This window comes from Klebsiella sp. C283 (assembly GCF_048822555.1).
GTDB lineage: Bacteria > Pseudomonadota > Gammaproteobacteria > Enterobacterales > Enterobacteriaceae > Klebsiella > Klebsiella quasipneumoniae.
In genome coordinates, this window is the sequence record NZ_JBMEZS010000005.1 from 228,448 (window position 1) to 246,624 (window position 18,177).

15 protein-coding genes are annotated in these 18,177 nt (G+C 59.0%); 8 read left to right on the forward strand and 7 right to left on the reverse strand.

Annotated elements, in window-relative coordinates:
* The 5 genes from ACOI7Z_RS11745 to syd form a co-directional block, all read right to left on the reverse strand.
* Nucleotides 1-1,353 (reverse strand): MFS transporter, encoded by a 1,353-nt coding sequence (locus ACOI7Z_RS11745; protein ID WP_044524535.1) that lies wholly within the window; start codon nt 1,351-1,353, stop codon nt 1-3.
* 470 nt (nt 1,354-1,823) lie between these two features.
* Nucleotides 1,824-2,267, reverse strand: coding sequence for a flavodoxin (locus tag ACOI7Z_RS11750; RefSeq protein WP_004205560.1), 444 nt, complete (start codon nt 2,265-2,267; stop codon nt 1,824-1,826).
* A gap of 4 nt (nt 2,268-2,271) precedes the next feature.
* Complete coding sequence (gene truC / locus ACOI7Z_RS11755) at nt 2,272-3,066, reverse strand: tRNA pseudouridine(65) synthase TruC (protein WP_087849630.1); 795 nt, start codon at nt 3,064-3,066, stop codon at nt 2,272-2,274.
* Nucleotides 3,066-3,395: a YqcC family protein gene (locus tag ACOI7Z_RS11760; RefSeq protein ID WP_044524539.1), complete on the reverse strand. Its 330-nt coding sequence runs from the start codon at nt 3,393-3,395 to the stop codon at nt 3,066-3,068. Before ACOI7Z_RS11760 ends, truC begins: the two co-directional genes overlap by 1 nt.
* A gap of 632 nt (nt 3,396-4,027) precedes the next feature.
* Nucleotides 4,028-4,573 (reverse strand): SecY-interacting protein, encoded by a 546-nt coding sequence (gene syd, locus ACOI7Z_RS11765; protein WP_023290838.1) that lies wholly within the window; start codon nt 4,571-4,573, stop codon nt 4,028-4,030.
* A 68-nt stretch (nt 4,574-4,641) separates the two neighbouring features.
* Between syd and queF the strand changes: the two genes are divergently transcribed.
* From queF to xni, 5 genes are all read left to right on the forward strand, one after another.
* Complete coding sequence (gene queF / locus ACOI7Z_RS11770) at nt 4,642-5,487, forward strand: NADPH-dependent 7-cyano-7-deazaguanine reductase QueF (RefSeq protein ID WP_023290839.1); 846 nt, start codon at nt 4,642-4,644, stop codon at nt 5,485-5,487.
* 111 nt (nt 5,488-5,598) lie between these two features.
* The gene (ppnN, locus tag ACOI7Z_RS11775) at nt 5,599-6,966 is read left to right on the forward strand and encodes a nucleotide 5'-monophosphate nucleosidase PpnN (RefSeq protein WP_087849631.1); all 1,368 of its coding nucleotides are present in this window, start codon (nt 5,599-5,601) and stop codon (nt 6,964-6,966) included.
* 500 nt (nt 6,967-7,466) lie between these two features.
* Nucleotides 7,467-8,756: an HAAAP family serine/threonine permease gene (locus tag ACOI7Z_RS11780; RefSeq protein WP_023290841.1), complete on the forward strand. Its 1,290-nt coding sequence runs from the start codon at nt 7,467-7,469 to the stop codon at nt 8,754-8,756.
* Nucleotides 8,757-8,821: 65 nt separating this feature from the next.
* A complete protein-coding gene (locus ACOI7Z_RS11785) occupies nt 8,822-10,189 on the forward strand; it encodes an L-serine ammonia-lyase (protein WP_023290842.1) in 1,368 nt (455 codons plus the stop codon).
* Nucleotides 10,190-10,339: 150 nt separating this feature from the next.
* Entirely contained in the window at nt 10,340-11,095 is a 756-nt protein-coding gene (gene xni, locus ACOI7Z_RS11790; protein WP_023290853.1) for a flap endonuclease Xni, read from the forward strand.
* A gap of 47 nt (nt 11,096-11,142) precedes the next feature.
* Here the strand turns inward: xni and fucO are convergent, their stop codons facing one another.
* Nucleotides 11,143-12,291 (reverse strand): lactaldehyde reductase, encoded by a 1,149-nt coding sequence (fucO, locus tag ACOI7Z_RS11795; RefSeq protein WP_087849632.1) that lies wholly within the window; start codon nt 12,289-12,291, stop codon nt 11,143-11,145.
* A 27-nt stretch (nt 12,292-12,318) separates the two neighbouring features.
* On the reverse strand, nt 12,319-12,966 hold the full coding sequence (gene fucA / locus ACOI7Z_RS11800; RefSeq protein WP_002915470.1) for an L-fuculose-phosphate aldolase: 648 nt from the start codon (nt 12,964-12,966) through the stop codon (nt 12,319-12,321).
* A gap of 566 nt (nt 12,967-13,532) precedes the next feature.
* On the opposite strand from fucA, the gene fucP reads away from it, so the two are divergent.
* The 3 genes from fucP to fucK all read left to right on the forward strand — a co-directional run bounded on the left by fucP (nt 13,533) and on the right by fucK (nt 18,177).
* The gene (gene fucP / locus ACOI7Z_RS11805; RefSeq protein ID WP_086075078.1) at nt 13,533-14,843 is read left to right on the forward strand and encodes an L-fucose:H+ symporter permease; all 1,311 of its coding nucleotides are present in this window, start codon (nt 13,533-13,535) and stop codon (nt 14,841-14,843) included.
* A 32-nt stretch (nt 14,844-14,875) separates the two neighbouring features.
* Nucleotides 14,876-16,651, forward strand: a complete 1,776-nt coding sequence (fucI, locus tag ACOI7Z_RS11810; protein ID WP_023290857.1) for an L-fucose isomerase — start codon at nt 14,876-14,878, stop codon at nt 16,649-16,651.
* A gap of 107 nt (nt 16,652-16,758) precedes the next feature.
* Nucleotides 16,759-18,177, forward strand: coding sequence for an L-fuculokinase (gene fucK / locus ACOI7Z_RS11815; protein ID WP_087849633.1), 1,419 nt, complete (start codon nt 16,759-16,761; stop codon nt 18,175-18,177).

Below are 18,177 nucleotides of genomic sequence, written 5' to 3' on the forward strand. Positions count from 1 at the left end.
TTAACGCCCCACCACAGGTTTCAGTTCGATGCGTTTGATGTCGCCCACCAGCACCAGGTAGCTCAGCACCGCCACCAGGGCATGGATACCTACGTAAACCAGCGCCCCGTTGAACGAGCCGGTGGTGCCGACGATATAGCCGATAGCGATCGGGGTGACGATACCGGAGATATTGCCAAACATGTTGAACAGGCCGCCTGAAAGACCGCTAATCTCTTTTGGCGCGGTATCCGCCATCACCGCCCAGCCAAGCGCGCCGATCCCTTTGCCGAAGAAGGCCATCGCCATAAAGCCAATCACCATCCACTCCACGTTGACATAGTTACACATCAGCATGGTCATGGAGAGCAGCATCCCCAGCACAATCGGCGTTTTGCGGGCAATGTTCAGCGAGCCGGTGCGACGCATTAACCAGTCAGAGATCACCCCGCCCAGCACCCCGCCGACGAAGCCGCACACCGCCGGAATGGAGGCGACAAACCCTGCTTTAAGGATCGACATGCCGCGCGCCTGCACCAGGTAAACCGGGAACCAGGTGATAAAGAAGTAGGTCAGGGCGTTAATGCAGTACTGACCGATATAGATGCCGATCATCATCCGCGATCCGATCAGCTGCTTGATCTGCCCCATTTTGACGCTGAACGGCACCTTCTGCGCGCTGCTCTTTTGATCCATGTTGATCAGGGCGCCGCCTTCGGCGATATATTCCAGTTCCTTCTTGTTTACCCCCGGATGGTTGTTCGGATCGTGGATCACTTTCAGCCAGACAAAGCTAATCACAATCCCCAGGCCGCCCATAAAGAAGAAGACGTGCGACCAGCCCACCTCATGCGTCAGCCAGCCCATGATCGGCGCGAAGATAACGGTGGCAAAGTACTGGGCGGAGTTAAAGATCGCCACCGCCGTGCCGCGCTCCTGCGCCGGGAACCAGGCGGCCACGATACGGCTGTTACCCGGGAATGACGGCGATTCGGCCAGGCCAACGAGGAAGCGCAGGGTAAACAGCGCGACGATAATGCCAAAGCCGCTGAAGATGTCGACGAAGCCCTGCAGCAGGGTAAACATCGACCAGATGAAAATCGACCAGAAATAGACGCGCTTCGAACCGAAGCGGTCGAGCAGCCAGCCGCCCGGGATCTGGCCGATGACATAAGCCCATGAGAACGCGGAGAAGACATACCCCATTCCCACCGGATCAAGGCCGATATCTTTGGCCATTTCCGAACCGGCGATCGACAGCGTCGCCCGGTCGCCATAGTTAAAAGAGGTGACGATAAACAGCATCACCACTATCCAGTAGCGGGCGTTGGTGCGCTTTTCAGCCGCCGTCGCCGCCTGACTTAATGAACTCATTGTTGTACTCCTGAATCATAGCGTTTAGCTACGTTCATTCTGAACAGCACAACCTGTAGGGTAATCAGAATGACGTGGTCGTGTTTTGATAGTTGTCGTTATATCTGGCACTGCATTTATCACTGGCTGGAGCAGTATATGAAGAGGCACACCGCGGCTCACCGTGCATCTACACAGCTTTTACGCCGCTATTGCAGGTGGTTTATGGCGTATGCCTGAAAGAATGGGGGGAAGTTCACGGAAATGAAAAACCAGCGCCGCGGGTGGTCAAAAGCACAGCAATAAGAGCCGGAGTGTGAAATACCTCTCTTGACCCGGTGAAACCGGCTGGCTTAACCCATGATATTGCTAAGGATATTGTGCATTTGCCTGAAGGCGTGCCGCCCGGAAAGGGATACACTTTTGCTGTCCGCGTATCTGGCCGCGACATCTTGAAAGGGCGCCCTCTGCGTAGGGAGAGGGCAGCGCTTTTATTCCAGCAGGGTAGCCCACTGCTCAACCCATGGATTAGAGACGCTCTCCGGCTCCGGATCTTCGCTGGCGTCAATCTTCAGCATCTCGCCGATGCGCTTCGCGCCCTGCTCCTGCAGCAGTTGATCGAACTTCAGGCCTCCGCCGCAAAAGTTGGCGTAGGTGCTGTCGCCCAGCGCGATAATGCCGTAGCGCAGGTGAGGCTGATACATATCTTTAATGCCCTCATACAGCGGGACGATGCTGTCCGGCAGATCGCCCTGCCCGGTGGTGGAGGTGACCACCAGCACATACTTACCCGTGTAGGATTCCCAGTCGTTGACCTGCGGATCCTCATACACGGTAGCCTTGTGTCCCAGTCCGCTGAGGATCGCTTCCGCTTCTTCCGCGACCAGCAGCGAGTTGCCGTACATGGTGCCGACAAAAATTCCGACTTCCGCCATGCTATTATCTCCCTGGATTGACCTTATTCTCTTCATCCTGACCGCAGTCGTCGGCAAACTCAACCCTTTCATTTAGCGGGAGAAGCCCGCGCCAGCCAAACTGCGACAGCGCACGCATCCAGACGTCGTCAAAACCGGCGCGCAGGGTCAGCGGCTCACCGGTAAAGGGATGGATTAACGACAGTTCGCTGGCGTGCAACATCAGGCGGTGACAGCCGAAATGCTCCGCGGCGCTGCGGTTTTGCCGCAGATCGCCGTGCTTGCTGTCGCCGAGGATCGGATGACGCAGGTGGGCCAGATGGCGGCGCAGCTGGTGCTTGCGGCCGGTTTTCGGCTCCAGTTCCACCAGCCCGTAGCGGGTGGAGGGATAACGCCCGGTCGCCACCGGCATCTCCACCGTCGCCAGACCACGGTAATGGGTCACCGCTGGCTGCGGCCCTTTGTCTTCGCGGGCGAACTTATCGGCGATTTTATCCAGCTCTTCCACCAGCGGATAATCGAGCAGCGCCTCTTCCATCAGCCAGCCGCGGACGATCGCATGGTAGCGCTTCTGGATCTGATGCTGCTCGAACTGCTGCGCCAGCAGGCGACCCGCCTCGCTTGACAGCCCCATGAGCAGGATGCCGGAGGTGGGTCGGTCGAGGCGATGGGCGGTAAAAACGTGCTGGCCGATCTGGTCGCGCACGGTCTGCATCACCACCACTTTCTCATCGCGATCGAGCCAGCTGCGATGCACCAGCCAGCCCGACGGTTTGTTGACCGCCACCAGCCAGTCGTCCTGGTAGATTATCTCCAGCATCAGGCCTGCTCACCGGCAAACAGCGCGTCCAGCAGCAGCAGCTCCGCCAGCATGGATTCGCGAACCGGGTGGGCTTGATCCAGCGCCATTTCGTAATACGGCGCAACGGCGAAATTTTGCGGCAGCGGCTGGCCGCTCTCCAGCAGTTGATGCATACGCGGGATCAGGACCCACTGCAGCCACTCCAGCGGCTCCAGGGTATCCAGGCAAAACGGCTTATCGCTGGCGAAGGCGCTGCTGTCCGGCGCCGTCTCCTGCCAGTGCTCTGTTTCGCGCAGCAGGGCTTCAATGGCGCGCAGGCGATCGCGCACGCTATCGTCAAGAGTCATGGGGGAAACCTCGATGAGTTAAAAACCGGGCGCAGGATAGCAAATCCGCAGGAGAAATAAAAAAAGGGAGCACTGTATAAACAGTGCTCCCGGTTCGTTTTGCAGCATTCCCGCTACATTGGTGCTCCCTGCTCGTCCTTGAAAACTTTTCCTGAGGTCTCCTGACCATGTTCATCCATAAACTCGTGCATCCTGCTTTCACACCACCCCGATGCGAAATGACTTATCCTTAAGTTTGTCCCGATCTTCCAGATCCACCGTTCATCCTGAGCGGCTCTCATTCTCCATCCTGGAGGTGTCCATTACGCGATCCTGCGTTATCCTTGCTTCATCCTGAAGCCTGTCCTTGCAACGCCATCCTGGCGGGTCCTGCAGAAGCGCCATCATCCTGATGTTCGCTTCATTTCGCGACTTCCTGTCGACAGACATAGGATCACTGATTCTGCCTCTTCTTACAACCCTTCTTGAGACAATCTCTTAAGATTAGTCCCCACTCAAAAGGACGAAAAAATAAAAATCCAATTTAATACCAATAAGTTAACAAAAAAAGATTGGATTAAATTTGCCTTAAATGATGATGATCTCTTACAGGTTTTGTAAGAGATCTCTCACAAATGACCAGGCAGACTGGATTACAGAACCGGCTCAAGCTGGTTGAGGAAACCCGCAAGCGAGGGGGAAAGGGTGATGCGTTTGGCGGTGCCGAGGGTCTCTTTGACGACTTCACCGCTGAGATTACAGACGGAAATGACATCCAGTTCACTCTCGAGGGTGGCGATAAACAGCGTCGGCGCCAGCTTCAGCCGCTTCTGCACCACCAGATGCCCGATGAGGTTTTCCTGCACCCGCTGGAAATCCTCTTCACTCCAGGTCTGCAGCAGCGTTAGCGTTTCGCCGGCAAACCGGCCGGTCATATCGCCGGCAAACTGAGTGGTATAATAAGAATGAAGCGGCTGTTGTACCACAATATCCAGGGCGCGTTCAACCGCGCTGATATTTTGCGCCAGCGAAAACGGCTGCGGCTGCCAGAACACGGCCTCACCCTGGGTGTCGACGACGCAAGGCGACGGGACGCCATAAAGCTCTTCACTGCGCGGCAGGCTGTGGCGCTGCTGCTGCCAGGCGGCGCAATAACGTTGGGTAAAAGCATGCAGCGCTTCTGCGGTCTGATGGTCCACCGGTTTCTCTCTTCACGTTAGACAGGATACACTGGGGTCATAGTGTACCCGCTTTACTATGGTGAAACATGTCTTCTTACGATAATCATCAGGCGCTGGCCGGCCTGACGCTCGGTAAATCAACCGATTACCGCGATACTTATGACGCCTCGCTGCTGCAGGGCGTTCCGCGCAGCCTTAACCGCGACCCGCTTGGCCTGCATGCCGACAACCTGCCGTTTCACGGCGCCGATATCTGGACGCTTTACGAACTCTCCTGGCTGAACGGCAAAGGCCTGCCGCAGGTGGCCGTCGGCCACGTCGAACTGCCCGACACCAGCGTCAATCTGGTGGAGTCAAAAAGCTTTAAGCTTTATCTCAACAGCTTTAACCAGACGCGTTTCGCCAGCTGGCAGGAGGTTGAAGAGACGCTGACCCGCGATCTGAGCGCCTGCGCCCAGGGCGAGGTCAAGGTCTCGCTGTATCGGCTGGATGAACTGGAAGGCCAGCCGATTGCTCACCTCCACGGCGCCTGCATCGACGATCAGGATATCGAGATCGATAACTATCAGTTCAGCGCCGACTACCTGCAGGGCGCCGCCAGCGGCAAAATCGTGGAAGAGACGCTGGTCAGCCATCTGCTGAAGTCCAACTGCCTGATCACCCACCAGCCGGACTGGGGCTCGGTGCAGATCCAGTATCGTGGGGCGAAAATCGACCGCGAGCAGCTCCTGCGCTATCTGGTCTCGTTCCGCCACCATAACGAATTCCATGAGCAGTGCGTCGAGCGCATCTTTAACGATATTCTCCGTTTCTGCCAGCCGGAATCGCTTTCCGTTTACGCCCGCTATACGCGACGCGGCGGTCTGGATATCAACCCCTGGCGCAGCAACGGCGACTTTTCCCCTGCCACCGGCCGCCTCGCCCGACAATAATAAACATTTTCACAATTTGCGTGCGTTTAGACGCGCGCAAGGTTGTGGAAACGCCGCTCGCAGGGCTATTGTAATCACAGGAAGACCATAAGCGTCCTGTAAGGAGTTCACTTGATTACACATGTTAGCCCGCTTGGTTCAATGGATATGCTGTCGCAGCTGGAAGTGGATATGCTTAAACGCACCGCCAGCAGTGACCTGTATCAACTCTTTCGCAACTGCTCGCTTGCTGTGCTCAACTCGGGGAGCCTGACCGATAACAGCAAGGAGCTCCTGTCTCGTTTTGAAAACTTCGATATTAACGTGCTACGTCGCGAACGCGGCGTGAAGCTGGAACTGATCAACCCGCCGGAAGAGGCCTTCGTTGACGGGCGCATTATTCGTTCCCTGCAGGCCAACCTGTTTGCCGTGCTGCGCGATATCCTGTTCGTGTACGGCCAGATCCACAATACCGTTCGCTTCCCGAACCTCGATCTCGAAAGTTCGGTCCATATCACCAACCTGGTGTTCTCGATCCTGCGCAACGCCCGCGCGCTACATGTCGGCGAAGCGCCGAACATGATCGTCTGCTGGGGCGGCCACTCGATCAACGAAAACGAATATCTCTACGCCCGCCGCGTCGGTACGCAGCTGGGACTGCGGGAACTGAATATCTGCACCGGCTGCGGGCCTGGCGCGATGGAAGCGCCGATGAAAGGCGCCGCCGTCGGCCACGCGCAGCAGCGCTACAAAGACAGCCGCTTTATCGGCATGACCGAACCGTCCATTATCGCCGCAGAACCGCCAAACCCGCTGGTCAATGAACTGATCATCATGCCGGACATCGAAAAGCGTCTGGAGGCCTTCGTGCGCATCGCCCACGGGATCATCATCTTCCCGGGCGGCGTCGGCACCGCCGAAGAACTGCTCTACCTGCTGGGTATTCTGATGCATCCGGATAACAAAGCGCAGGTGCTGCCGCTGATCCTCACCGGACCGAAAGAGAGCGCTGACTACTTCCGCGTGCTGGATGAATTTATCACCCATACTCTGGGCGAATCCGCCCGTCGCCACTACCGGATCATCATCGACGACCCGGCGGAAGTGGCGCGGCAGATGAAAAAAGCGATGCCGCTGGTGAAAGAGAGCCGTCGCGAGACCGACGACGCCTACAGCTTCAACTGGTCGATTCGTATCTCGCCGGACCTGCAGATGCCGTTTGATCCGACCCATGAAAACATGGCCAACCTCAAACTCTCCCCGGACCAGCCGGTGGAAGAGCTGGCCGCCGACCTGCGCCGCGCCTTCTCCGGCATTGTCGCAGGTAACGTCAAAGAGGTGGGCATCCAGGCCATCGAGCAGTACGGTCCTTATAAGCTGCACGGCGACCCGGAGATGATGCGCCGCATGGACGATCTGCTGCAGGGCTTCGTCGCCCAGCACCGCATGAAGCTCCCGGGCGGTACCGCCTATATTCCCTGCTACGAAATCATCGCCTGATTTCCGTCCCGCCGGGGCAGCGCCTGTTGCCCCGGCGGGCACGCTTTCTCTGACTTCCAAAACGCGCTAAAAAACTTTCTGTTACTCATCAAACAGCTAAATTATTTTTACATAGCCAATCGTTTGCGTTGGTAAAAACTGCGATAATTATCACTGCAAAAAATGGTTTTAAGCGCAAAAACGTCGACCACTTCTCTTTTTTACAGTAAATCCCTCGTTATTACGCCGCCCAGCTTTTATCTCATATGCTGCAAATGGTAGCCTGCGCGCCACAAATCGCTGGCTGATCACCAGAAACAGGCTGTTGGACTAAAAATACGCACATTGAAAGTGGATTATTGCATTTGAGATCGCGATCACTGATGCATAAACCATATAAATGTATCTTTCCGGCCCAATTATTACGGAGAAAATTTCTAAAAAAACCGTAATTAAACGAATTTCGTGTTACGCAATTGTATTTGTTCATTAGATTTTGTTGATTCCTCCAGGAGATACAGATGGAAACCACTCAAACCAGCACCATCGTTTCGGGCGAAACCCGCAGCGGATGGCGTAAAACCGACACCATGTGGATGCTGGGCCTGTACGGTACAGCGATCGGCGCGGGCGTCTTGTTCCTGCCGATCAACGCCGGCGTCGGCGGCATGATCCCCCTGATTATCATGGCGATTCTGGCCTTCCCTATGACCTTCTTCGCCCACCGCGGTATGACCCGCTTCGTGCTCTCCGGCAAAAACCCGGGCGAAGACATCACTGAAGTGGTTGAAGAACACTTCGGCGTAGGCGCAGGTAAGCTGATTACCCTGCTCTACTTCTTCGCTATCTACCCAATCCTGTTGGTCTACAGCGTGGCGATCACCAATACCGTCGAAAGCTTCATGGCGCACCAGCTGCACATGACGCCGCCGCCGCGCGCGATTCTGTCGCTGATCCTGATCGTCGGCATGATGACCATCGTGCGTTTCGGCGAGCAGATGATCGTGAAAGCGATGAGCATTCTGGTGTTTCCGTTCGTTATCGCCCTGATGATTCTGGCGCTGTACCTGATCCCGCAGTGGAACGGCGCGGCGCTGGAGACCCTCTCCCTGAGCGGCGCCTCCGTCACCGGCAACGGCCTGCTGATGACCCTGTGGCTGGCGATCCCGGTCATGGTCTTCTCTTTCAACCACTCGCCGATCATCTCCTCCTTCGCGGTTGCCAAGCGTGAAGAGTACGGCGAAGGCGCCGAGAAAAAATGCTCCAGCATCCTGGCTCGCGCCCATATCATGATGGTGCTGACCGTGATGTTCTTCGTCTTCAGCTGCGTCCTGAGCCTCTCTCCGGCAGACCTGGCGGCGGCGAAAGAGCAGAACATCTCGATTCTGTCTTACCTGGCGAACCACTTTAACGCGCCAATCATTGCCTGGATGGCGCCGATCATCGCGATGATCGCCATCACCAAATCCTTCCTCGGCCACTACCTGGGCGCCCGCGAAGGCTTTAACGGCATGGTGATTAAGTCCCTGCGCGGTAAAGGCAAATCTATCGAAATCAACAAACTGAACAAGCTGACCGCGCTGTTCATGCTGGTGACCACCTGGATTGTAGCGACGCTGAACCCGAGCATCCTCGGCATGATCGAGACCCTGGGCGGCCCGATTATCGCGATGATCCTGTTCCTGATGCCGATGTACGCGATTCAGAAAGTGCCGGCGATGCGTAAATACAGCGGCCACGTCAGCAACGTCTTCGTGGTGATTATGGGTCTGATTGCCATCTCCGCGATCTTCTACTCGCTGTTCAGCTAATTCAGTCAACACCTCCCCCCGCGCCGCTGAACGGCGGCGCGCTTTCCGACAGCACGGGAATACATATGATCAGCGTATTCGATATCTTTAAAATCGGCATTGGCCCTTCCAGCTCCCATACCGTTGGACCGATGAAAGCGGGCAAACAATTCACTGACGACCTGATCGCGCGCGGCCTGCTGGCCGAGGTGAGCAAAGTGGTCGTCGACGTCTACGGCTCCCTCTCCCTGACCGGTAAAGGCCACCATACCGATATCGCGATTATCATGGGGCTTGCCGGCAACCTGCCGGACACCGTCGACATCGACGCTATCCCTGGCTTTATTCAGGACGTTAACACCCATGGTCGCCTGATGCTGGCCAACGGCCAGCACGAAGTGGACTTCCCGGTCGATCAGTGCATGAATTTCCATGCCGACAACCTGTCGCTGCATGAGAACGGCATGCGCATCACCGCCCTGGCCGGCGACCAGGCGCTCTACAGCCAGACGTACTACTCCATCGGCGGCGGCTTTATCGTCGATGAAGCGCACTTCGGCCAGACTACCGACGCGCCGGTGGCCGTCCCTTATCCTTATAAAAACGCCGCCGACCTGCAGCGTCACTGCCGCGAAACCGGGCTGTCGCTCTCCGGCCTGATGATGCAGAACGAACTGGCGCTGCACAGTAAAGAGGCGCTGGAGCAACACTTCGCCGCGGTGTGGGAAGTGATGAGCGCCGGTATTGAGCGCGGCATCACCACCGAAGGCGTCCTGCCGGGCAAACTGCGCGTTCCGCGCCGGGCTGCCGCGCTGCGCCGCATGCTGGTGAGCCAGGACACCACCAACAGCGACCCGATGGCGGTGGTCGACTGGATCAATATGTTCGCCCTCGCGGTGAACGAAGAGAACGCCGCCGGCGGCCGGGTGGTGACGGCGCCGACCAACGGCGCCTGCGGTATCGTGCCGGCAGTGCTGGCCTATTACGACAAGTTTATCCGCAAGGTGAACAGCAACTCCCTGGCGCGCTATATGCTGGTGGCCAGCGCGATTGGTTCGCTCTATAAGATGAACGCCTCGATCTCCGGCGCCGAAGTGGGCTGCCAGGGTGAAGTGGGCGTCGCCTGCTCGATGGCGGCGGCCGGTCTGGCTGAACTGCTGGGCGGCAGCCCGGGCCAGGTGTGCATCGCGGCAGAGATCGCCATGGAGCATAACCTCGGTCTGACCTGCGACCCTGTCGCCGGCCAGGTGCAGGTGCCGTGCATCGAACGCAACGCTATCGCCGCCGTGAAAGCGGTCAACGCCGCGCGAATGGCGCTGCGCCGGACCAGCGAGCCGCGCGTCTGCCTCGATAAAGTCATTGAGACCATGTACGAAACCGGCAAAGACATGAACGCCAAGTACCGGGAAACCTCTCGCGGGGGGCTGGCGATGAAGATTGTCGCCTGCGATTAACCTGCTGGCCCGCCGCGCGTCGCCGCGGCGGGCCAGCTTTTGACCGGAATCCTGCCTGATTTGCGAGTGTGATTCCCGATCCTCGCTCTACCAATGGCCTCGAATCACCACCGATGTTACCCTAAAGGCGCTGAGAATAAGGGGGTATCTGTGGCTGTTCATCTGTTAATCGTCGACGCGTTAAATCTGATCCGCCGCATCCACGCGGTACAGGGCTCGCCCTGCGTCGATACCTGCCTGCATGCGCTGGAGCAGCTGATCGTCCATAGTCAGCCCACCCACGCGGTGGCGGTGTTTGATGATGAGGATCGCGCCCACGGCTGGCGCCACCAGCGCCTGCCGGAGTACAAAGCCGGCCGCGCGCCGATGCCGGAGACCCTGGTCGCCGAGATGCCGGCGCTGCGGGCCGCCTTCGAGCAGCGGGGGATCCGCTGCTGGGCCTCGCCGGGCAGCGAAGCGGATGACCTCGCCGCCACCCTGGCGGTGAAGGTGGCCCAGGCGGGCCATCAGGCCACCATTGTCTCCACCGACAAAGGCTACTGCCAGCTGCTGTCGCCCACCATCCGCATCCGCGACTACTTTCAGAAGCGCTGGCTGGACGCCCCCTTCATCGCCAGCGAGTTCGGCGTCACCCCGGAGCAGCTGGCGGATTACTGGGGGCTGGCGGGGATCAGCAGCTCGAAGGTGCCGGGCGTAGCGGGTATTGGCCCCAAAAGCGCCGCCCAGCTGCTAAACGAGTTCCAGGACCTGGAGGGGCTGTATGCCCGCCTGGCTGAGGTCCCGGAAAAGTGGCGCAAAAAGCTGGCAACGCATCAGGAAATGGCCTTCACCTGCCGGGAAGTCGCCCGCCTGCAGACCGACCTGCAGCTGGACGGCAATCTGCAGCAGCTGCGGCTGACGCGCTGACCCTACCCGAGCGCGGCGGCACTGCCTGCTTCGGCCGGGCCGGCCCCTCACCAGGCCGCCTGATATAACCCGACGATATCGGCCAGGCTCGCCTCGCGCGGGTTGCCGCCGGTACACACATCCGCCAGCGCCGCCTGGGCCAGCGCCGGAATATCCTCTTTCCTGACGCCCACCTCGCGCAGATGGCCGGGAATACCGACATCGCGGTTGAGCTGGCAGACCGCCTCCACCGCCGCCAGGCGCGCGGCGGTCAGGCTTAACGCTTCCACTTTGACGCCCATCGCCCTGGCGATATCGCGATATTTGTCCCCGGTCGCCTCAGCATTAAAGCGCATCACGTGCGGCAGCAGGATGGCATTCGCCACACCGTGCGGCGTGTTGTAAAAAGCGCCGAGCGGATGCGCCATGCCGTGCACCAGGCCAAGCCCGACGTTGGAAAATCCCATCCCCGCCACATACTGGCCGAGCGCCATGGCTTCCCCCGCTCCGGCGTCTCCGGCAACCGAGCCGCGCAGCGCGCCGGCGATGATCTCGATGGCTTTGAGGTGCAGCGCATCGGTCAAAGCCCAGGCGCCGCGGGTGAGGAACCCTTCGATAGCGTGCGTCAGGGCGTCGACGCCGGTCGCCGCCTTCAGCGCCGGCGGCATGGCGTCCATCATATCGGCATCGATAAAGGCCACCTGCGGAATATCGTGCGGGTCGACGCAGACAAACTTACGCCGCTGTTCTTCATCGGTGATGACATAGTTAATCGTCACCTCCGCCGCGGTACCCGCGGTGGTCGGCACCGCGAAGATCGGCACGCTGGGCTGACGGGTGGGCGACAGCCCCTCCAGGCTGCGGACATCGGCGAACGCCGGGTTACGCTGAATAATACCGATCGCCTTACAGGTATCCTGCGGCGAACCGCCGCCGATGGCGATCAGGTAATCCGCCCCGCTGCGCTGAAAGGCCTGCAGCCCCTGCTGGACCACGGCGATGGTGGGATTGGGGATCACGTCGCTGAACATGTCCCATGCCAGCCCGGCGGCGTCCAGTTTGTCAGTGACTTTTGCCGCCACGCCGCACTGCGCGAGGGTGCTGTCGGTCACGATCAATGCCTTGCGATAACCGCGCCGCAGCACTTCATCGGTTAATGCGTTTATCGCCCCCCGGCCAAACCACGCCGTTTCGTTGAGGATCATTCGGTTTGCCATCGCGTCTCTCCTGTTAGCGTTGCGGCATCACTCTTCAATGCGTAATCCGTAGGTTTTGAACTTCTCCAGCACGATGGCGATCGCCTCGTCATCCAGCACCGGTACCGGGTCGGTAATCGCCAGCGTGCTGAGATAGAGCTGGGCCAGGACTTCCACTTCATGCGCCAGCCAGAGCGCTTTCTCCAGGCTGGCCTCGCAGGCGATCAGGCCATGATGTTGCAGCAGCGTGGCTTTGCGGTGCTTCAGCGCCACCGCGACATGCTCAGACAGTTCGCGGGTGCCGAAGGTGGCATAGGGCGCGCAGGGGATCGAATTCCCGCCCGCCGCGGCGATCATATAGTGGATGGCCGGAATGGGCCGGTTGAGGATCGACACCGCCGTACAATGCACAGCGTGATTGTGGACCACCGCCTGGGCATCGGGCCGCGTCTGGTAGGCCGCCTGATGGAAACGCCATTCGCTGGAGGGCAGTTTTCCCTGCTCATGCTGGCCGTCGGCATCAATAAAGACGATCTTGTCTTCCGTCAGTTTTTCATACGGGATGCCGGTGGGCGTGATCAGCATCCCCCCCTGATAGCGCACGCTGACATTGCCGGCGGTCCCCTGATTTAACCCCAGGCGGGTCATTTCCAGGCAGGTATCGATAATCTGCCGGGCCAGTCTGTTTCTTTCCATTGCTTTCCTCTTTTGGCGACTCATCATCCGTCAACGGCAGGGCAACGCAATTATTGTCGGCTACCGTGGGATAGGTTGAATAATGATCTCCATCTTCAGCCTGAATAATCACAGGGGAATTTTCATCGCCATATTTTGTGAACCACGTCAATTATTTCGCCCTAAAAAAAGGGATCAGCCTGGTTAATCGACCATTTAAAATGCCCGTTCTTAAAAATATTCCATCAAGCGGGCATTTTATTTTCCTGTAACATTTGCCCGTTTTCCACGATATATATTCAATCGGTCATTGGCGTTGTGGTTTTGTGAATTTATTTTCTCAAACGGTCAGCGATTTTGAAAAATTAAAGTGACAATTATCACATAAAATGGTCCGCAGAGCGTTAAGTGTGACCCTCATCATATTAACAGGCGGTTTTTATTTGAAAATGAAGCCATGAGTTCCGCCGTGACTTTCATTTCACTCACCGGCGCGTCACCTGAGCTCACTTAATTTTGCGGTCTGCTGCAGCACCAGACTGCGCCCTGAATGCTGTTGTAACTGCTTCTGAACTGATGAGGACGCTATGGGAAACACAACGATACCAACGCAAAGTTACCGCGCCATGGAGAGCGGGCAGAGTAAGAGCTATATTATTCCTTTTGCTCTGCTGTGCTCCCTCTTTTTTCTGTGGGCCGTGGCCAATAATCTTAATGATATTTTATTACCGCAATTTCAACAGGCCTTTACGCTGACTAACTTTCAGGCCGGATTAATCCAGTCAGCTTTTTATTTTGGCTATTTTGTTATTCCCATCCCCGCCGGGATGCTGATGAAAAAATTCAGCTATAAAGCAGGCATTCTTACTGGCCTGTTTTTATATGCCTGCGGCGCCGCGCTGTTCTGGCCTGCCGCCGAAGTGATGAATTACACCCTATTTCTGATTGGATTATTTATTATCGCCGCCGGGCTTGGCTGTCTGGAAACCGCGGCCAACCCGTTTGTCACCGTTCTCGGTCCGGAAAGCGGCGGTCACTTCCGTCTTAATCTGGCCCAAACCTTTAACTCATTTGGCGCCATTATCGCCGTGGTATTTGGCCAGAGCCTTATTTTGTCCAACGTCCCGCATCAGCCGCAGGAGGTGCTGGATAGCATGACGCCAGAACAGCTCGGCGCCTGGAAGCACAGCCTGGTCCTGTCGGTACAAACCCCCTATATGATTATCGTGGCCATCGTGCTGCTGGTCGCCCTGCTGATCGTCTGCACCCGCTTCCCGTCGCTGCAAAGCGATGACCACAGCGACAGCGCGCAGAGCACTTTTCTCGCCTCGCTGTCGCGCCTGATGCGCATCCGCCACTGGCGCTGGGCGGTTCTGGCCCAGTTCTGCTATGTCGGCGCGCAGACCGCCTGCTGGAGCTACCTGATTCGCTACGCTATCGAAGAGATCCCGGGCATGACGGCCGGTTTCGCCGCCAACTACCTCACCGGCACCATGGTCTGTTTCTTCATTGGCCGTTTCACCGGCACCTGGCTTATCCGCCGCTTCGCGCCGCATAGCGTGCTGGCTGTCTATGCGCTTATCGCCATGCTGCTCTGTTTGCTTTCCGCCTTCAGCGGCGGCCACGTCGGCCTGCTGGCCCTGACCCTGTGCAGCGCCTTTATGTCCATTCAGTACCCGACCATCTTCTCGTTGGGGATTAAGCAGCTGGGCCAGGACACCAAATATGGCTCGTCCTTTATCGTCATGACCATCATCGGCGGCGGGATCGTCACCCCGGTGATGGGCTTTGTCAGCGATGCCGCCGGCAATATTCCGACCGCTGAGCTGGTCCCGGCGCTGTGCTTCGCCATCATCTTTATTTTTGCCCGTTTCCGCTCGCAAGCGGCGACGAACTAAACCTGTTATCCGCATAACCTGAGGGATCTGTAATGAAAAAAATCAGCTTACCGAAGATCGGTATCCGCCCGGTAATCGATGGTCGTCGCATGGGGGTCCGCGAATCGCTGGAAGCGCAAACCATGAACATGGCGAAAGCCACCGCCGCGCTTATCAGCGAGAAGCTGCGCCATGCCTGCGGCGCCCGGGTGGAGTGCGTGATCGCCGATACCTGCATCGCCGGCATGGCCGAGTCGGCCGCCTGTGAAGAGAAATTCAGCAGCCAGAACGTTGGCGTCACCATCACCGTCACCCCCTGCTGGTGCTACGGCAGTGAAACCATCGACATGGATCCGCTGCGCCCGAAGGCCATCTGGGGCTTTAACGGCACCGAACGTCCGGGGGCGGTCTATCTGGCCGCCGCGCTGGCGGCCCACAGCCAGAAAGGGATCCCGGCGTTCTCCATCTACGGGCATGACGTGCAGGATGCCGATGACACCTCCATCCCGGCGGACGTCGAAGAAAAACTGTTGCGCTTCGCTCGCGCCGGCCTGGCCGTCGCCAGTATGAAAGGGAAAAGCTATCTGTCGCTGGGCGGCGTCTCAATGGGCATCGCCGGCTCCATCGTCGACCACAACTTCTTTGAATCCTGGCTCGGGATGAAGGTTCAGGCAGTCGACATGACGGAGCTGCGCCGGCGAATCGATCAGAAAATCTATGATGAAACCGAGCTGGAGATGGCGCTGGCGTGGGCGGATAAACATTTCCGCTACGGCGAAGATCAGAACGCCGAGCAGTATAAGCGCAATGAAACGCAGAGCCGCGCGGTGCTGAAAGAGAGCCTGCTGATGGCGATGTGCATCCGCGATATGATGCAGGGCAACGCGAAGCTCGCGGAAAAAGGGCTGGTGGAGGAGTCGCTGGGCTACAACGCCATCGCCGCCGGTTTCCAGGGCCAGCGCCACTGGACCGATCAATACCCCAATGGCGATACCGCCGAAGCGCTGCTCAACAGCTCTTTTGACTGGAACGGCGTGCGCGAGCCGTTCGTCGTCGCCACCGAAAACGACAGCCTCAACGGCGTGGCCATGCTGATGGGCCACCAGCTCACCGGCACCGCCCAGGTGTTTGCCGACGTGCGCACCTACTGGTCGCCGGACGCCGTTGAGCGCGTCACCGGGCAGCCGCTCACCGGCCGGGCGGAGCACGGCATTATTCACCTGATTAACTCCGGCTCCGCGGCGCTGGACGGCTCCTGCCAGCAGCGCGACGCGCAGGGCAACCCGACGATGAAACCTCACTGGGAGATTGAACAGAACGAGGCGGATGCCTGCCTCGCGGCCACCGAATGGTGCCCGGCTATCCATGAATACTTCCGCGGCGGCGGCTTCTCTTCCCGCTTCCTGACCGAAGGCGGCGTGCCGTTCACCATGACCCGGGTGAACATCATCAAAGGTCTGGGACCGGTGCTGCAAATTGCCGAAGGCTGGAGCGTGGCGCTGCCCAAAGCGATGCACGACCAGCTCGACGCCCGCACCAACTCCACCTGGCCCACCACCTGGTTTGCCCCGCGTCTGACCGGCAAGGGCCCGTTCAGCGATGTGTACTCGGTCATGGCCAACTGGGGCGCCAACCACGGCGTGCTGACCATCGGCCATGTCGGCGCGGATTTCATTACCCTCGCCGCCATGCTGCGCATTCCGGTCTGCATGCACAACGTGGAAGCGGCGAAAATCTACCGCCCCTCCGCCTGGGCCGCGCACGGCATGGACATCGAAGGCCAGGACTATCGCGCCTGCCAGAACTACGGGCCGCTGTATAAGCGTTAACAGGTGGGTTTAGCCCGGTGGCGCAGGCTTACCGGGCCTACAGACGCGCGCTGTTTGTAGGCCGGATAAGCGCCGCGCCATTCGGCAATGTTGTTTCGGGAGTCACTATGAAGCAAGACGTTATCCTGGTCCTCGACTGCGGCGCCACGAACGTGCGGGCGATGGCCGTTGACCGACAGGGGAACATTGTCGCCCGCGCCGCCACGGCAAACGCCAGCGACATCGCCGCCGAGCGCAGCGACTGGCACCAGTGGTCGCTGGAGGCCATTATGCAGCGCTTTGCCGATTGCTGTCGGCAGATCCACGACCCGCTGGCCTCCTGCACGGTACGCGGCATCGCCGTCACGACCTTTGGCGTCGATGGCGCGCTGGTGGATGAGCAGGGTGCGCTGCTGTATCCGATCATCAGCTGGAAATGCCCGCGCACCGCGGCGGTGATGGACACCATCAGCCGGTATATGCCCGCGCGCCAGCTGCAGCAAATCGCCGGCGTCGGCGCCTTTGCGTTCAATACCCTGTATAAGCTGATCTGGCTGAAAGAGAACCACCCGCAGCTGCTGGCGCAGGCCCATGCCTGGCTGTTCATTTCGTCGCTGATCAACCATCGGCTGACCGGGGAGTTCACCACCGACCTCACCATGGCGGGCACCAGCCAGATGCTCGATCTCCGGCAGCGCGATTTCAGCGCGCCGATCCTGCAGGCGACCGGCCTGCCGCGCCGCCTGTTCCCACGGCTGGTTGAAGCGGGCCAGCCGATCGGCGCCCTGCTGCCGGAGGCCGCTGCGCTGTTGAGCCTTCCCGTCGGGATCCCGGTTATCTCGGCCGGGCACGACACCCAGTTCGCCCTGTTTGGTGCCGGCGCTGGGCAGGATGAGCCGGTGCTCTCCTCCGGGACCTGGGAGATCCTGATGGTGCGCAGCGCGCAGGTCGACACCTCGCTGCTCGGCGACTACAGCGGCTCCACCTGCGAACTGGACAGCCAGCCGGGACGCTATAACCCGGGGATGCAGTGGCTGGCCTCCGGCGTGCTCGAATGGGTGCGTAAGCTGCTGTGGAGCGCCGACACGCCGTGGCAAACTCTGATTGACGAAGCCCAGGCGATCCCGCCCGGCGCTCAGGGCGTCAGGATGCAGTGCGACCTGCTCGCCAGCCAGCACGCCGGCTGGCAGGGCGTCACGCTCAACACCACCCGCGGCCATTTTTACCGTGCCGCGCTGGAGGGGTTAAGCGACCAGTTAGCGCAGCATCTGCAAACCCTGGAAAACATCGGCCGCTTCCGGGCGAAAGAGCTGCTGCTGGTCGGCGGCGGCAGCCGCAACGCGCTGTGGAACCAGATCAAGGCCGACCGGCTGGGAATACCGATCAAAGTGCTCGACGATGCCGAAACCACGGTGGCCGGCGCGGCGATGTTTGGCTGGTATGGCGTGGGCGAGTTCTCTTCGCCGGAGCAGGCCAGAGCGCAGGTCGCGTACCGCTACCGCTATTTTTGGCCGCAAACTGAACCTGAATTCACAGAGGAAGCCTGA

Bases quoted from the DNA above. Each gene is read 5' to 3' on its own strand.
- truC (WP_087849630.1), bottom strand. From the start codon at position 3,066: ATGCTGGAGATAATCTACCAGGACGACTGGCTGGTGGCGGTCAACAAA.
- fucK (WP_087849633.1), top strand. From the start codon at position 16,759: ATGAAGCAAGACGTTATCCTGGTCCTCGACTGCGGCGCCACGAACGTG.
- ACOI7Z_RS11760 (WP_044524539.1), bottom strand. From the start codon at position 3,395: ATGACTCTTGACGATAGCGTGCGCGATCGCCTGCGCGCCATTGAAGCC.
- ACOI7Z_RS11745 (WP_044524535.1), bottom strand. From the start codon at position 1,353: ATGAGTTCATTAAGTCAGGCGGCGACGGCGGCTGAAAAGCGCACCAAC.
- ACOI7Z_RS11780 (WP_023290841.1), top strand. From the start codon at position 7,467: ATGGAAACCACTCAAACCAGCACCATCGTTTCGGGCGAAACCCGCAGC.
- fucO (WP_087849632.1), bottom strand. From the start codon at position 12,291: ATGGCAAACCGAATGATCCTCAACGAAACGGCGTGGTTTGGCCGGGGG.
- fucP (WP_086075078.1), top strand. From the start codon at position 13,533: ATGGGAAACACAACGATACCAACGCAAAGTTACCGCGCCATGGAGAGC.
- fucI (WP_023290857.1), top strand. From the start codon at position 14,876: ATGAAAAAAATCAGCTTACCGAAGATCGGTATCCGCCCGGTAATCGAT.
- ACOI7Z_RS11750 (WP_004205560.1), bottom strand. From the start codon at position 2,267: ATGGCGGAAGTCGGAATTTTTGTCGGCACCATGTACGGCAACTCGCTG.
- ACOI7Z_RS11785 (WP_023290842.1), top strand. From the start codon at position 8,822: ATGATCAGCGTATTCGATATCTTTAAAATCGGCATTGGCCCTTCCAGC.
- fucA (WP_002915470.1), bottom strand. From the start codon at position 12,966: ATGGAAAGAAACAGACTGGCCCGGCAGATTATCGATACCTGCCTGGAA.
- queF (WP_023290839.1), top strand. From the start codon at position 4,642: ATGTCTTCTTACGATAATCATCAGGCGCTGGCCGGCCTGACGCTCGGT.